17 protein-coding genes are annotated in these 13,041 nt (G+C 36.0%); all 17 read right to left on the reverse strand.

The window, feature by feature from the left end; all coding sequences use genetic code 11:
• Positions 1-38: 38 nt before the first annotated feature.
• The gene (locus D569_RS0111970; RefSeq protein WP_018932662.1) at positions 39-401 is read right to left on the reverse strand and encodes a response regulator; all 363 of its coding nucleotides are present in this window, start codon (positions 399-401) and stop codon (positions 39-41) included.
• 22 nt (positions 402-423) lie between these two features.
• Entirely contained in the window at positions 424-1,596 is a 1,173-nt protein-coding gene (gene fliY, locus D569_RS0111975; protein ID WP_018932663.1) for a flagellar motor switch phosphatase FliY, read from the reverse strand.
• Positions 1,586-2,587 (reverse strand): flagellar motor switch protein FliM, encoded by a 1,002-nt coding sequence (gene fliM, locus D569_RS0111980; RefSeq protein WP_018932664.1) that lies wholly within the window; start codon positions 2,585-2,587, stop codon positions 1,586-1,588. The genes fliY and fliM overlap by 11 nt, the downstream gene beginning before the upstream one ends.
• A 25-nt stretch (positions 2,588-2,612) precedes the next feature.
• Positions 2,613-3,029, reverse strand: a complete 417-nt coding sequence (locus tag D569_RS0111985) for a flagellar basal body-associated FliL family protein (RefSeq protein WP_018932665.1) — start codon at positions 3,027-3,029, stop codon at positions 2,613-2,615.
• Positions 3,019-3,243 (reverse strand): flagellar FlbD family protein, encoded by a 225-nt coding sequence (locus D569_RS0111990; protein WP_018932666.1) that lies wholly within the window; start codon positions 3,241-3,243, stop codon positions 3,019-3,021. Before D569_RS0111990 ends, D569_RS0111985 begins: the two co-directional genes overlap by 11 nt.
• A gap of 47 nt (positions 3,244-3,290) precedes the next feature.
• Positions 3,291-4,148 (reverse strand): flagellar basal body rod protein FlgG, encoded by an 858-nt coding sequence (gene flgG, locus D569_RS0111995; protein WP_018932667.1) that lies wholly within the window; start codon positions 4,146-4,148, stop codon positions 3,291-3,293.
• Between the two features lie 76 nt (positions 4,149-4,224).
• Positions 4,225-4,584: a TIGR02530 family flagellar biosynthesis protein gene (locus D569_RS0112000; protein ID WP_018932668.1), complete on the reverse strand. Its 360-nt coding sequence runs from the start codon at positions 4,582-4,584 to the stop codon at positions 4,225-4,227.
• A 15-nt stretch (positions 4,585-4,599) separates the two neighbouring features.
• Positions 4,600-5,052, reverse strand: a complete 453-nt coding sequence (gene flgD, locus D569_RS0112005) for a flagellar hook assembly protein FlgD (RefSeq protein ID WP_018932669.1) — start codon at positions 5,050-5,052, stop codon at positions 4,600-4,602.
• A gap of 10 nt (positions 5,053-5,062) precedes the next feature.
• Positions 5,063-6,475, reverse strand: coding sequence for a flagellar hook-length control protein FliK (locus D569_RS0112010; RefSeq protein WP_018932670.1), 1,413 nt, complete (start codon positions 6,473-6,475; stop codon positions 5,063-5,065).
• Positions 6,476-6,503: 28 nt separating this feature from the next.
• Positions 6,504-7,088: a MotE family protein gene (locus tag D569_RS0112015; protein ID WP_018932671.1), complete on the reverse strand. Its 585-nt coding sequence runs from the start codon at positions 7,086-7,088 to the stop codon at positions 6,504-6,506.
• Positions 7,089-7,102: 14 nt separating this feature from the next.
• Entirely contained in the window at positions 7,103-7,543 is a 441-nt protein-coding gene (gene fliJ / locus D569_RS0112020; protein WP_018932672.1) for a flagellar export protein FliJ, read from the reverse strand.
• On the reverse strand, positions 7,543-8,859 hold the full coding sequence (gene fliI, locus D569_RS0112025) for a flagellar protein export ATPase FliI (RefSeq protein WP_018932673.1): 1,317 nt from the start codon (positions 8,857-8,859) through the stop codon (positions 7,543-7,545). The genes fliJ and fliI overlap by 1 nt, the downstream gene beginning before the upstream one ends.
• Positions 8,834-9,601 (reverse strand): flagellar assembly protein FliH, encoded by a 768-nt coding sequence (gene fliH / locus D569_RS0112030; RefSeq protein WP_169336444.1) that lies wholly within the window; start codon positions 9,599-9,601, stop codon positions 8,834-8,836. Before fliH ends, fliI begins: the two co-directional genes overlap by 26 nt.
• Positions 9,594-10,604: a flagellar motor switch protein FliG gene (gene fliG, locus D569_RS0112035; protein ID WP_018932675.1), complete on the reverse strand. Its 1,011-nt coding sequence runs from the start codon at positions 10,602-10,604 to the stop codon at positions 9,594-9,596. Before fliG ends, fliH begins: the two co-directional genes overlap by 8 nt.
• A gap of 15 nt (positions 10,605-10,619) precedes the next feature.
• Positions 10,620-12,218 (reverse strand): flagellar basal-body MS-ring/collar protein FliF, encoded by a 1,599-nt coding sequence (fliF, locus tag D569_RS0112040; RefSeq protein WP_018932676.1) that lies wholly within the window; start codon positions 12,216-12,218, stop codon positions 10,620-10,622.
• Between the two features lie 44 nt (positions 12,219-12,262).
• Entirely contained in the window at positions 12,263-12,562 is a 300-nt protein-coding gene (fliE, locus tag D569_RS0112045) for a flagellar hook-basal body complex protein FliE (protein ID WP_018932677.1), read from the reverse strand.
• A 23-nt stretch (positions 12,563-12,585) separates the two neighbouring features.
• Positions 12,586-13,041, reverse strand: coding sequence for a flagellar basal body rod protein FlgC (gene flgC / locus D569_RS0112050; protein WP_018932678.1), 456 nt, complete (start codon positions 13,039-13,041; stop codon positions 12,586-12,588).

Genomic DNA, 13,041 nt, shown 5'->3' on the forward strand with positions numbered 1-13,041 from the left:
TGCTAATACATGATTTCAGGTTAATGCTAATCACCTCATTAACCTAAAACTTTTGAAATGGCTTCGATTACCCTATCAGCTTGGAATGGTTTTACAATAAAGTCTTTAGCCCCTGCTTGAATTGCATCAATTACCATTGCTTGTTGTCCCATAGCAGAACACATAATAACCTTAGCATCTCCATTGATACTTTGTATTTCTTTTAAAGCAGCAATTCCATCCATCTCTGGCATTGTAATGTCCATTGTTACTAAGTCAGGTTGTAATTCTTTATATTTTTCAACAGCTTCTTGGCCATCTTGCGCTTCTCCTACTACGTCATACCCATTCTTTGTTAAAATATCCTTGATCATCATTCTCATAAAAGCAGCGTCATCTACGATTAATACTGTTTTAGCCATGTTTATCCATCCTTTCAATTATCTATTTTAGTTGCTTTAATCTATCTTCTTTACTTACGATATCTGTTACCCGCACACCAAAGTTTTCATCGATAACGACTACCTCACCTTTAGCTATCAGTTTTTGGTTGACTAATATATCAACCGGTTCACCTGCAAGTTTATCTAATTCTACAATAGAACCTGAGGATAGTTCTAAAATCTCTTTTACCGTTCGCTTTGTTCTCCCTAACTCGACCGTTACCTGTAATGGAATATCCATTAATAAGTCTAGATTTCGTTTTTCGCTTTGTTGTAAAGGTACATCATCAAAGCTTGAGAATGCTGCTGCTTGAACCCCTTGACTTGTTCCTGCTGATTGAGTTCCTAATTGTTTTGGCTGATGAGTACCGCTCTGTGCTTGTTGTTGAACCGGTTGTGTATTAGGCACAGGCTCAGTAGCCTCATGATGTTGATTGATTTCAGTGTCATCAGTCGTTTGATTATTTGATGCACTTGTTTCCTCTGATGAATTCAGTAATTGATCTACTAAATCTTTAGCAAACGTAACGGGTAACAACTGCATTATTTTGGAATCTATTAATGTACCTATTTTTAATTGAAACGAAACCTTGATTAAGACATCATCATCAGGCGTTAAGAATTGTGTTTCTTCTTCTGTTACATCCATAATAGATGTTGTCGGTGGAGAAATATCTACCTTTTTATTAAAAACAGTAGACATACTTGTCGCTGCAGTTCCCATCATTTGATTCATTGCTTCTTGAACAGCACTTAAATGGATATCATTTAACTCCTGTGATTCGGGATTCCCATCTCCACCAAGCATGAGATCAGCAATAATGGCAGCATCTTTTGATTCGAGTATAAATAGATTTGCTCCACTAAAGCCTTCTGTATATTTCACTTCTATTCCAACATATGGTACAGGAAATTCTTCCTCTAATTCACCCTTATGAAGAACACTAATGATTGGTGTTGTAATCTCTACTTTTTGATTTAATAAAGTTGAGAGTGTGGTTGCCGAGCTTCCAAAGGATATATTTCCAATTTCTCCCAAAGCATCTTCTTCAATAGATGATAGGCATTCATCTGTGGAAGGAGCCTCATTTGAATTCACATCTTCATTGGTATCATCAGAACCATTTAATAGCGCATCTATTTCGTCTTGGGATAACATTCCATCATTCATCATCGTGATCCCCTCCCTTAATTTCGTCTATTACTTGTACTGCAATCTTTTGTTTTTTCTTTCCTGGTTGTACAAGAAATTTAGGCTCTTGATCAACTTGTAATGTTAAAGCTTGATCAATACTCTTATCCAGTACAATGGTGTCATCTATTCCTAAAAATAAAAATTCTTCTAATGTAATCGATGTTTCACCTAATATGGCTGTCATATCCAAACTTGTCTGTTTGATATTATAAGAAATAGATTCATATTCTTCTGGTTTTCTCTCTTTAGAATTTTCATTTTGCATCCAATAATGAACAGATAATTTAGGTATAATCGGTTCAAGTACTACATGAGGGATACAAATGTTAATCATACCGCTACTATCACCAATGGTAGTATCCAGAGATACAACGACAACTGTTTCATTAGGCGAAACGAGTTGTAAAAATTGTGGATTTACTTCAAAGTCCTCCAACATTGGATCAATATTAACTACTGAGCTCCAGGCTTCTTGAAGATTGTCTAAAGCTTTTTCAAACAGTTGTGACATCAGAGTTGTTTCAATCTCGGTTAAGTTATCAATCTTATTAACACTGCTTCCTTTACCACCTAGCATACGATCCATCATGGCATAAGCTATATTTGGATTGAATTCAAAAATAATTCTTCCATCCAATGGTTCAACACTGTAGACATTTAAAATTGTTTTGCTTGGAATCGAGCGAATGAACTCTTCATAAGGAATTTGATCTACCGAAGCAACAGAAATATGTACATAAGTTCTTAACTGTGCTGAAAAATACGTTGATAACAATCTAGCAAAGTTATCATGAATTCTGGAAATACTTCTAATTTGATCCTTAGAAAATCTTAATGCTCTTTTAAAATCATATACTTTTACCTTTTTATCTTTTTCTTCTTCTTTTAATTGATTGGCATCCATTTCACCAGATGATAAAGCTGATAATAAGGCGTCAATCTCATTTTGCGAAAGAACTTCATCTGCCATTTTTCCACCTCCATTCGGAGTAAACTTACTGGATAACTTTACTTATAATTAAGACATCGACGATTTGACCTTCCGTCATATGTTTATTCATAGCTGTTTTCATATCACTTTCTAACTCCGATAAATTGTCTTGAAAGTCATTTGCTGTTAAATCAACTGAAGATTTTATAAATTCATTTTTTACTTGGAATTCTCTTTTTTCAATTTCTTCTAATGCAGCTTTACTATTTGTAATAAATTGAAATTGAATGAGAACGAAATTACCATCATTTAAATCTGTTCTTATTTCTTCGGTTGTATAAGAGTATTTCACCATATCATCAATTGACATTGCCGCGCCTTCATCGGGGTTACTGTCTAATAGAAAATATAATGTTACAGCTCCTGCTATCGTAATGATTAATAAAACGACAACCAGTATTTTTATTAACTTAGGATTCATTACCTTGTTCACCTACTTCTCTTTGAAGTTGAATGAGACCAATTTCCTTATAAAACTCTCTCACCATTTCCTTGACAGCTTCTTCTGATTCTTTCACAAACAATTTTTTCTGATTGGTCAAAGTGATCGTTGTATCTGGAAAAGACTCAATCCGTTCTATGTATATTGCGTTAATCGTAATCGTGTCACCTTTTAATTTGGTTAATGTAATCATAGATTTAGAGAGTTAAGGATTAGAGCCTTAACTCTCTTCCTCCTTTTTTATCGTTTTAAGTTCACCAGTTCCTGTAAAATTTCATCAGAGGTTGTAATAATTCTAGTATTTGCTTGAAAACCACGTTGAGCAGTAATCATTTCAGTAAATTCTTCAGAAAGATCGACGTTTGACATTTCTAATGCCCCTGCAACAATAGAAGCTGTTCCACCTTCTTCAGGTTGATAATAAATCGTATCATCTTCACCAGTTTCAAACTGACCGTCGTTAACAGTAGTCTGATACATATTTGACCCTACCTTTTCCAAGCCACCTTCATTAGCGAACTTACTTAAAGCAATTTGCCCGGCAACTCTTGTTTCTCCATCTTCAACATAATTAACTACTCCATTTCCTTCAATACTGAAACTTGAAGCAGTATCAGGGATATTAATAATCCCAACTTGACTATGGTCGATATCGTCAATGGACGAAGGCTCATCTCCTTGTGGTTGAAAACCCATTAAATATTGACCATTAGCATTTACGATATTACCATCATCATCTAGATACATATTACCTGCACGTGAGTACTGTAATTCATCACCTTCTTGAAAAACAAACATGCCGTCCCCTTCTAATTGAAGATCCAATGGGCGCTCTGTCGTTTGACGATTTCCTTGTGTATGAACATTATCAATTGAACCTAATTGAGAGCCTGTCCCGACTTGAGCAGGATTGATCCCCCCACGATTAGCAGTTGGAGCACTTGCACCAGAGACAGTTTGACTCATCATATCCTGAAAAGTTGCGCGACCTTTTTTAAAACCTGCTGTATTTACGTTGGCTATATTGTTACCTACTACATCTAATTTTGTTTGAAAACTCTTCATACCCGAAATACCAGCATACATTGAACGTAACATTTATAACTTCCTTTCCATTTTTTATTAAGCTATCGCTGTCGGTTGATAGCTTGTAAGCCTCCCTTGTGGGTCCAGCCTAATCCATTACGATCGTTCCATTAATATTGGTAAAGATTTTACTGCTTAACTCACTTTTATCCAATGCAGTTATCACTTTCTTACTTTCTGCATTAACAATAAATGCTGCATCACCCATTATCACTAATGACTCTTTTACACCTTTATCCTTAGCTTGATCTAGTTTCTCGTTCATCTTGTTCCAATCTGTATCACTCAAATGAATATCTCGCTGAATCATTCTGTCACTAGCATGTTTACTTATTTCAATTTCCTGTTGTTGTTTTAAGACTTTAGCAAAATCACTAGATTTATTTTGTTGAACTGTTAAGTTTTTTGGAACAAGTGGATGATGATAAGCATGAATCCGATTATCCATAGTATCCCTCCTCTTTTATTCCGCGGAAGGATCATTGATTCTGAGTACCTCATCGGTAAATATGTTCGTTTCATTCTCTAACTCTATTACAGCATATCCATTCTTTTGGGAGATAGCTTTTACTTCACTAGTTAGTATCTCTTTTGGTTCTGCCACTTCACCTGTTTTCTCATCTATCCGATAATAACTAACTTCTTTTCCGATTAAATGACTGTATTGTATAACTGGAGAAACGGTTTGATTTTGTACTAACGTATCAATAGAATTAGACATGTTCATCATTTGCTCTAACGATGAAAAAGTTGTCATTTGTGAGATAAACTCTTTATCCTCCATCGGATTTAGTGGATCCTGATTTTTTAGTTGTGTCATTAAAATTTTTAAAAACTCATCTTTCCCTAAACTATTGTTAACCTCTCTTGATTGATTTTGGTTAGATAAATAATAGGATGGATCAATAGAAGTCATTGTTTATCACCTACACTTTCGCGTCCATCAAGATGTCGTGGAAACTTAGATTTTGATGTTCTGCATTATTCTCTTCCTGCTCCTGATCGTTCGTCTGTTCCTGCTGATCTTCTCCTTGAGAATTCAGGTTGTCATCCGTTAATTCTTCTTGGTTAACCTGACTAAAGTTTTCTTGTTTTTCAATGATTACTTGTTGTGGCGAGAACATATGACGAAGCTGCTTTAAGTTCCCTTCTAACAATTCCTTAGCACCTTGTGTACTAGCAATCATTTTAACTGTCATTTCGCCATTGATTTGCGTTAATTTAACCGTAATATCGCCTAAATGTTCTGGTTGAAGCTTTAACATCAGCTGATTAGTCCCACTTGCTAGTTTCATGAAATTGCTTTTTTGCATGACTTGCTGAAATTGATCAATAAGTTGTTTCTGTACTATTTGTTGATCACTATTTGTTTGGGACAAATGAATCACATATTGTTGTACCTTCGATTGAACTTGTTGAGTACCAGTATCATTTCTAACGATTTGCGCTTGCTCCTGCTTCATTACAGGTTCTATTCTTTCCATTGCACCTTCAATCCACCGCTTTACATCTTGTTGCGTAACTTTTTGCGTACTTCCATAATGTTGTTGCATGGACGTGCGATTTTGAAAGTTTGCTAATAACTTAGACCATATTTCATTACTTTTCTCATTGGTAGCTTCTGTTAGAAGGTTCTGTGCTGCATGCAATGACTGATTATTCATTTGTGACCATTGCTTCAACAATTGTAAGATTTGTTTGTAATCACGACTACTAATAGTTTGATTTTGAATTTGTTGTAGCATTTTTTCTGTTTGTTCTACTAATGATTTTGCTTTTTCAGTTAAAGCATCTTCTCTGCTTTGGTTTTTTTGAACTATATTATTTTGTACAAGAAAGCTATCGCTAAAATAAAAATTAGTATATTGTTCTGGTGTCTTTTGAGTTTCACCAAATTTACTCTCGCCTATGTGATCGATTTCTAGCAACTTCTTGATCAAGTCCATTAATACTTCTTGATCCTCTACCTCAAGCTGCCCTTCTAATAAATCTATCTGATCATCATTTAGGTTCTCCGTGATAAATGTCATTAATTCCCCTTGTGATAAAGCTTTATTGTCAGTGTTCTCAAGCTTATTGTTGATCATGTTGAGTATGTCAGCTATTCCATCCAACTGTTCTTCTGATAAACTTCCTAAGGACTCTCGTAGCGATTCTGTATCAATTAGATTTACTAACCTTTTATCAGCTTCGGGTTCCGATATACTAGCTAGTTGTCTATTGTTTATCATATTGGATGACATAAGATCAGAAAAACCTTTTCCCTCTACTTTATCTCTTATAGTATTAAGTGCGGAAACAGCTGAGCCATTTGCAAACCATTCAGGTGCTACTATCATTTTTTCACCCCCTTTCAAATTCGTTTCATTATTCATTCACTAATAAATCTGAATATTCTGCCGCTATTTCCGGGTCCATCTCACCTAAGATTTCTCCTCTAACTTCTGAATCTAATTGACGTAACAATGGAACAGCGATGCTAGTCTCCATTGTTTCCATTATAGGTGCTGCCGTCTTTGATTTCATTGCCGTAAAGGAAGCAGCAAGCTCCTCATATGAATCTGAACTTTCGGTATCACTCTCTTGAGCTTCTTCCAATTCTACTATTTGTGAAGACAAATCTGATATTTCTTCTTCCAATTCAGAAATAGTTCCATCTTTGGATTGAACGTCATATTGCAAGGCATCGATCTCTTCTTGAAGGCTATCAATTTGTTGATCCTTCTCAGCCATCTGATTAGCATGTAATTCTTCTTGATCCGTTGTCACATGCTCGTCTATAAATGGAACCTTATTCAATGTTTCCTTGGTATATTTACCAACATCCACGCCCATAAAGTATAGGATGACTACCGCAAACAGTAATGCAACAATTAACGGTACAACTATAACTATTAACCACTGAAAAATACTCGGTTTTTTTTCTTTATTTTTCTTTGGATTGGTCGCCATTTCTTCACCTATCCTTACTTTTCTATATACTTACGAATGGAAATTTCATCCATTAACATTAAGTTTTTTTTATCTTCTAATTGTCTATACTGCTGTTCTTTTTTGTCGATAATTTTTTCTATTTTTTTTACTTCGATATAATGCTCGGTTACATACTCTTGTACTTGGTCCATATACTTTCTTGCTGCATCTACTTTTTTTTGAACATTTACTATCGCGGGCATAAGAAAGTCTAAATATTGATGATAGGATTTGATTGTTTCAATTTGGGACTTGTCTGACAATGACTGCTTATAGCTTTCTTCAATCTTCTCTTTCTTTTTCAGCAAATCATATAAGTGACTTGCATGCTTTTCAAATTCCGCTGTGGCTTCTTGAAATTTAAGTTGGGCGTCGTTTTTTTCATTTTCTCTTATCATTCTGATCTTTTCATAACCATGTAATTGATTCATCATCAGAAATTACTCCTTTTTGCCAGTTCTTGTAATTGTTGAAGCGCCGTTTTTTCATCTGCGTTTTCATTCATATCCTGCTTCAAGACGTTTAAAATCCCTGGTTGAAGTTGAATCGCCTGGTCAACGGATTTATTAGAGCCTCTTTTATAAGCCCCTATTTGAATTAACTCTTGATTATCATCATAGGTAGCTAGAATAGAACGAATTTTCTGCGTTAATTCCAGCCTTTCTTTTGAAACAATCTCAGGCATTACCCTGCTTACAGACTGCAGAACATTGATCGCTGGGAACTGCCCTTTTTCAGCTAATTTACGATCCAAAATATAATGACCATCCAAGATACCTCTTGTTGTATCAGCAATTGGTTCGTTAAAGTCATCACCATCCACAAGAACGGTATAAAAAGCTGTAATTGAACCATTTTTACTAGTACCTGTCCGTTCCAACAGAGATGGTAGCATCGCAAAAACGGATGGAGTGTACCCTTTTGTTGTTGGTGGTTCTCCAATGGCAAGTCCTATTTCTCGCTGTGCCATAGCTACCCTTGTAACGGAATCCATCATCAAATTCACATCATAACCCAAATCCCGAAAGTATTCGCTAATTGCTGTTGCTGTATATGCACCTTTAATTCGCATTAAAGCAGACTGATCAGAGGTGGCAACCACCACAATAGATTTCTTTAAACCTTCCGGACCTAACTCGCGTTCAATAAATTCTTTTACTTCTCTCCCACGCTCGCCAATCAGAGCAATTACATTGATATCGGCATTACTATTTCGAGCAATCATACCTAACAGCGTACTTTTCCCTACACCACTTCCTGCGAAAATTCCAATTCTTTGGCCTTTTCCAACTGTTAACATCGTATCAATTGCTTTTACGCCAATCTGAATTGGTTCTTTAATTCTAGGTCTTTCAATTGGATTAGGTGGAGCTTGCTCTGTTGGATACTCTTTTAACCCTTTAGGTAAATGAGAACCATCTAGTAAATTACCAGTTGAATCAATTACCTTGCCGATTAATGCTCTACCTACCTTGATTTGCAATGCATTTTTGCTTGCTTCTACTAAACAACCTGCCGCAATATTATGCAGTGTCGAATAAGGCATTAAAAGGACTTTTTTTTCGTAAAAACCAATTACTTCTGCCATGATTTTTTCATTCTTCTTTTTCGTGTGGATATAGCACACTTCACCAATGCGTGCTTCAGGGCCTCTTGCTTCAATTAATAGCCCAATTACACGGTCTACTTTTCCATATCTTTTATAGGCATCTAAATCATGAATTTCATTCAGTATCATTTGTGTTTTCACGTGTGATCTCCTCCACTACATGAAAAAGTCTCGTTCTAATCTCTTCTAATTGGCTGTCAACAGAAGCATCAATTCTTCCAGACGGTGTTTCGATAATAATTTGTTCTCCTTGCAACTCAACCGACGGATATATTCTAAATTCTATATCATCATGAATGATCGAACTTAACTCATCCTTATTTTCGATAAGAAATGGATAATAATTACTGGAGACAAATAATTTAATGTTTGACTGGTCTTTTACCTGCTCTATCAAAGATTGCGCAATTCCAACAAATTTCGCATGATCTTGTTGGATAGACTGTTTCAAAACTTTTTCAGCTACAGCCATTGCAATTTGTAAAACTGTCTCATCACTCTCTGCAACAATTTTGTGATATTCCTGGTTAGCCGTCTTCAGTACGTCTTTAGCTTCTTTGACTATCTTCTGAAATTGTTGAATACTATCTTCTTGCCCTTGTTTAAAACCCTGTTGATAGCCTTCTTGTTGGGCCTGTTCCATATAGTGTGCTTTTTCTTGCTCCCACTCCTGGCGCCATTGATTGATTTCTGCTTGTACTTCTTCTTTCCGTTGTTCTGTTTTATTTAATGTTTCTTGATACTTCTGTTCTGCATCCTCTATTTGCTGGTAGATATTATGTAACGTTTCTTGATCATCTTGTTCAGTTGAATGTTGGTTTGTTTTCGGTGTTTCTATTTTTCGTAACTGTATTTTCCTTGGTGGTAAGGAGCGATTAGACAATAATATCATCTCCTCCACCTCTAGCAATGACAATCTCGCCAACTTCTTCTAATCTTCTTATAACAGATACTATACGCGATTGTGCTTCTTCTACATCACGTAATCGAACTGGCCCCATAAATTCCATTTCTTCTTTGAATGTTTCTGCCATTCGTGTAGACATATTATTAAAGACAATTTCTTTCACTTCATCACTCGCAACTTTTAAGGATAAGCGTAAATCATCATTTTCAACTTCACGAATAACACGTTGGATAGCACGATTATCAAGTGTAACAATATCTTCAAATACAAACATTCTTTTCTTGATCTCTTCTGCTAATTCTGGATCATCAATTTCAAGCGTATCTAAAATCGTTCGCTCCGTACTTCGATCCACACCATTTAACACTTCTACAACTGCTTGAATACCACCAGTTTGTGTATAATCCTGTGAAACAGTAGTAGATAGCTTTCGTTCAAGAATTTGCTCTACCTCGGATATGATTTCCGGAGATGTAGAGTCCATAACTGCTATCCGTCTTGCAATATCAGCTTGCATTTCTTGTGGTAATTCTGACAAAATCTGAGCAGATTGTTCAGAATCCAAGTAAGATAAAACAAGTGCAATTGTCTGAGGATGTTCATTTTGAATAAAATTTATTATTTGATTAGGTTCAGCTTTCCTTGCGAAATCAAACGGTTTTACTTGTAAGGAGGAAGTCAGTCTGTTTAGGATATCACCTGCTTTTTCCTCTCCTAAAGCTTTTTCAAGAACGGTTTTTGCATAACTGATACCACCTTGAGAAATATAATCCTGAGCCATCGCTATCTCATGGAATTGCTCCAAAATCTCATCCTTTTGCGTCCCATCAACTTTCTTAACAGATGAGATTTCTAATGTGAGTTTTTCAATCTCTTCTGGCGTTAAATGCTTATACACTTGGGCAGAAACATCCGGACCTAGAGAGATTAATAAAATAGCAGCTTTTTGTTTTCCGGTCAGTTGTTGTCTTTTAGCCATGATTATTAACCTCCTTTAATCCTCTGTAATCCAGCTTCTTAATAGTTTCGCGAATTCTTCTGGCTTTTCCTGAGCGTATTTCTCTAATTGTTTTCTTCTCATCGAGGAATCTGAGTCATCTGTATGTGTGATTGGCGGAACTTCCTGTTCTTGAATTTCCGAGGTTTCTACCTCTTCAATCACTTCTTCCTCTTCTGAACGCCTTCTTCTTAACATCCATATCAATACAATAATTGCTATTAGCAACAAGGCTCCTACTATGTATACCCACGCTGGAATAGTTGGACTAACTGCAGGATTTGCTATAGTATCCGTTCCTTCAAATGGCTGAAATACGATTGATACTTTTTCCTCTGGTGCAATGTCACCATATGATTTATCAATAGAAGTAGATATAATCGAGTTTAAAATAGAAGCGACACTTTCCTCTACATTCGCTTGTTCCTGTGCAGTAAGTTGTTCAACTTCTCCATCACCTATTACTCTCGTATTATCTATCGCTACTTGGATACCTAAATCTCTGATTTTATATGGACTTTCTACAATGTCTCTTTGAATTCGATTAAATTCATTATTAACGGATTCTTTGACAAGTTCGTAGTCTCCTACGTTCCCTTCTAGCCCTGCCGGATAGTTAGCAATTTCTCCTTCTTCAACTCCAACTGCACCATCTTCTGGTTGCGCACCTGTAAATGATTCAGTAATGGTTTCAATGCTGACTGGTAACGTGTCATTTTCTTCATCAACCGGTTCTACTAATTCTTCCACTCGTTGTTCTTGCGTAAAATCAACATCAGCAGTAGCTGAAATAGCTACTTTATTCATCCCTATCATAGAACCTAACATTTTTTGAACATTTCTCTCGATATCTTTCTCAATATCGCTTTTAATTTGTTGTTGTGAAGTGTATGTATCACCATTCCCTGAAGCATGTTGATTATTTAAATCAAAATACTCAAAATGTTGGTTCATAATTACGATATCATCTGTAGAGAGATTAGGGATTGATTTTGAAACAAGATGATACAAAGCATTGACATTACTCGGTTCAAATTGATATCCAGGTGCAGTTTCAATCACGATTGATGCTGTCGATGGTTGTTGTTGATCACTAATAAAAACCGGTTCTTCTGGTATATTAAGATTTACTTGCGCTCCATTAATCCCATCAATTTGCGTAATTAAATTTGCTAATTCCGTCTGCATTGCATCCAGTTTCATTACTTCAAATTCATTGTCAGTTACTCCCCATGAACTGTTCTCAGCAAAAAAAGAATAGTCAATACTTCCGCTATCTGGTATCCCTTGTGCAGCAAGGTCTACTAACAACGAATCCGCCATTGTTTCCGGAACTTTAACTCCAGTGCCGGCGTCGGTAATTTCATATTTAACACCACGAGCATCTAATTCTTCTGTAATCTGCCCTACTTCCTGTATGGACAAATCATTATATAGTGCTACCATATCACTTTTGGCAGATGTCATTACTGTGACGAGAACGATGACAGCTATAAGTGCTGCAATTCCACCGAAAATTAACCCTTTTTGCTTTTTTGACATCGATGTGTAATAGCTAGATACTTTATCCTTGTATTGTTTGAATTTCTCGTTCATTTTGTGCCCCCAAAAATCATTACTTGCTTACAACAATCAATGTATTAAACTTGCATTCTCATTACTTCGTTGTATGCATCCACCATTTTTTTCTGAACTTCTACACCGGTTTGTAGCATAATACTTGCTTTTTGCGCTGTGATCATAACGTCGTGTAGGTCATCGATTTCTCCCTTAGCAAGTGCTTCTGTTTTTTGATCTGACTCGTGTTGTGCCTTATTAATACTGTCGATTGCTTTTTTAAAACTATCAGCAAATTGTTGTTGTGATTCTCCTACTGTTTTCTTTTTGTTCACAGTCTCAGCCGTATTGGGCTGAATGTTTTCTAATGAGTAAATATTCATTTTATGTATTCACATCCTTTTTACTATTTGCCAATTTCCAGTGCTTTCATCAACATTGTTTTAGAAGCATTCAAAGAAGTGACATTTGCTTCGTAGGACCTTGTAGCACTCATCATGTCAACCATTTCTTTTAATGGATCGACATTAGGCATTTCTACATAACCATCTTCATTTGCGTCAGGATGATTAGGGTTATACACTTGTTTGAACGGTTCTTCATCATCTACAATTTGAGATACTTTCACTCCATCCCCAGTGGTTTCTCCTCTTTGGGTAGTCCGATTAAGAATGGATGAAAAACTTTGATCTTTAGGACTGAACACTGTCATTTTTCTTCGATATGGTTCATATTCCCCATCTGCATTGACAGTCGCTCTTGTTGTGTCTGCATTGGCAATATTGGAAGAGATCGTATCCATTCTTAGACGTTGAGCGGTCAGACCACTTCCGCTTGTATTAATCGCATTAAATATGGACAT

The organism is Gracilibacillus lacisalsi DSM 19029 (assembly GCF_000377765.1).
In the GTDB taxonomy this organism is placed as follows: domain Bacteria; phylum Bacillota; class Bacilli; order Bacillales; family Amphibacillaceae; genus Gracilibacillus; species Gracilibacillus lacisalsi.

What these genes read in the sequence shown, in the direction of transcription:
- D569_RS0112010 (WP_018932670.1), bottom strand. Translation starts at nt 6,475, where the DNA reads ATGATAGTAGCACCTGAATGGTTTGCAAATGGCTCAGCTGTTTCCGCA.
- fliF (WP_018932676.1), bottom strand. Translation starts at nt 12,218, where the DNA reads ATGAACGAGAAATTCAAACAATACAAGGATAAAGTATCTAGCTATTAC.
- fliY (WP_018932663.1), bottom strand. Translation starts at nt 1,596, where the DNA reads ATGATGAATGATGGAATGTTATCCCAAGACGAAATAGATGCGCTATTA.
- D569_RS0112015 (WP_018932671.1), bottom strand. Translation starts at nt 7,088, where the DNA reads ATGGCGACCAATCCAAAGAAAAATAAAGAAAAAAAACCGAGTATTTTT.
- flgG (WP_018932667.1), bottom strand. Translation starts at nt 4,148, where the DNA reads ATGTTACGTTCAATGTATGCTGGTATTTCGGGTATGAAGAGTTTTCAA.
- D569_RS0111990 (WP_018932666.1), bottom strand. Translation starts at nt 3,243, where the DNA reads ATGATTACATTAACCAAATTAAAAGGTGACACGATTACGATTAACGCA.
- D569_RS0112000 (WP_018932668.1), bottom strand. Translation starts at nt 4,584, where the DNA reads ATGGATAATCGGATTCATGCTTATCATCATCCACTTGTTCCAAAAAAC.
- fliM (WP_018932664.1), bottom strand. Translation starts at nt 2,587, where the DNA reads ATGGCAGATGAAGTTCTTTCGCAAAATGAGATTGACGCCTTATTATCA.
- flgD (WP_018932669.1), bottom strand. Translation starts at nt 5,052, where the DNA reads ATGACTTCTATTGATCCATCCTATTATTTATCTAACCAAAATCAATCA.
- flgC (WP_018932678.1), bottom strand. Translation starts at nt 13,041, where the DNA reads ATGTCCATATTTAATGCGATTAATACAAGCGGAAGTGGTCTGACCGCT.
- fliE (WP_018932677.1), bottom strand. Translation starts at nt 12,562, where the DNA reads ATGAATATTTACTCATTAGAAAACATTCAGCCCAATACGGCTGAGACT.
- fliJ (WP_018932672.1), bottom strand. Translation starts at nt 7,543, where the DNA reads ATGATGAATCAATTACATGGTTATGAAAAGATCAGAATGATAAGAGAA.
- D569_RS0111985 (WP_018932665.1), bottom strand. Translation starts at nt 3,029, where the DNA reads ATGAATCCTAAGTTAATAAAAATACTGGTTGTCGTTTTATTAATCATT.
- D569_RS0111970 (WP_018932662.1), bottom strand. Translation starts at nt 401, where the DNA reads ATGGCTAAAACAGTATTAATCGTAGATGACGCTGCTTTTATGAGAATG.
- fliG (WP_018932675.1), bottom strand. Translation starts at nt 10,604, where the DNA reads ATGGCTAAAAGACAACAACTGACCGGAAAACAAAAAGCTGCTATTTTA.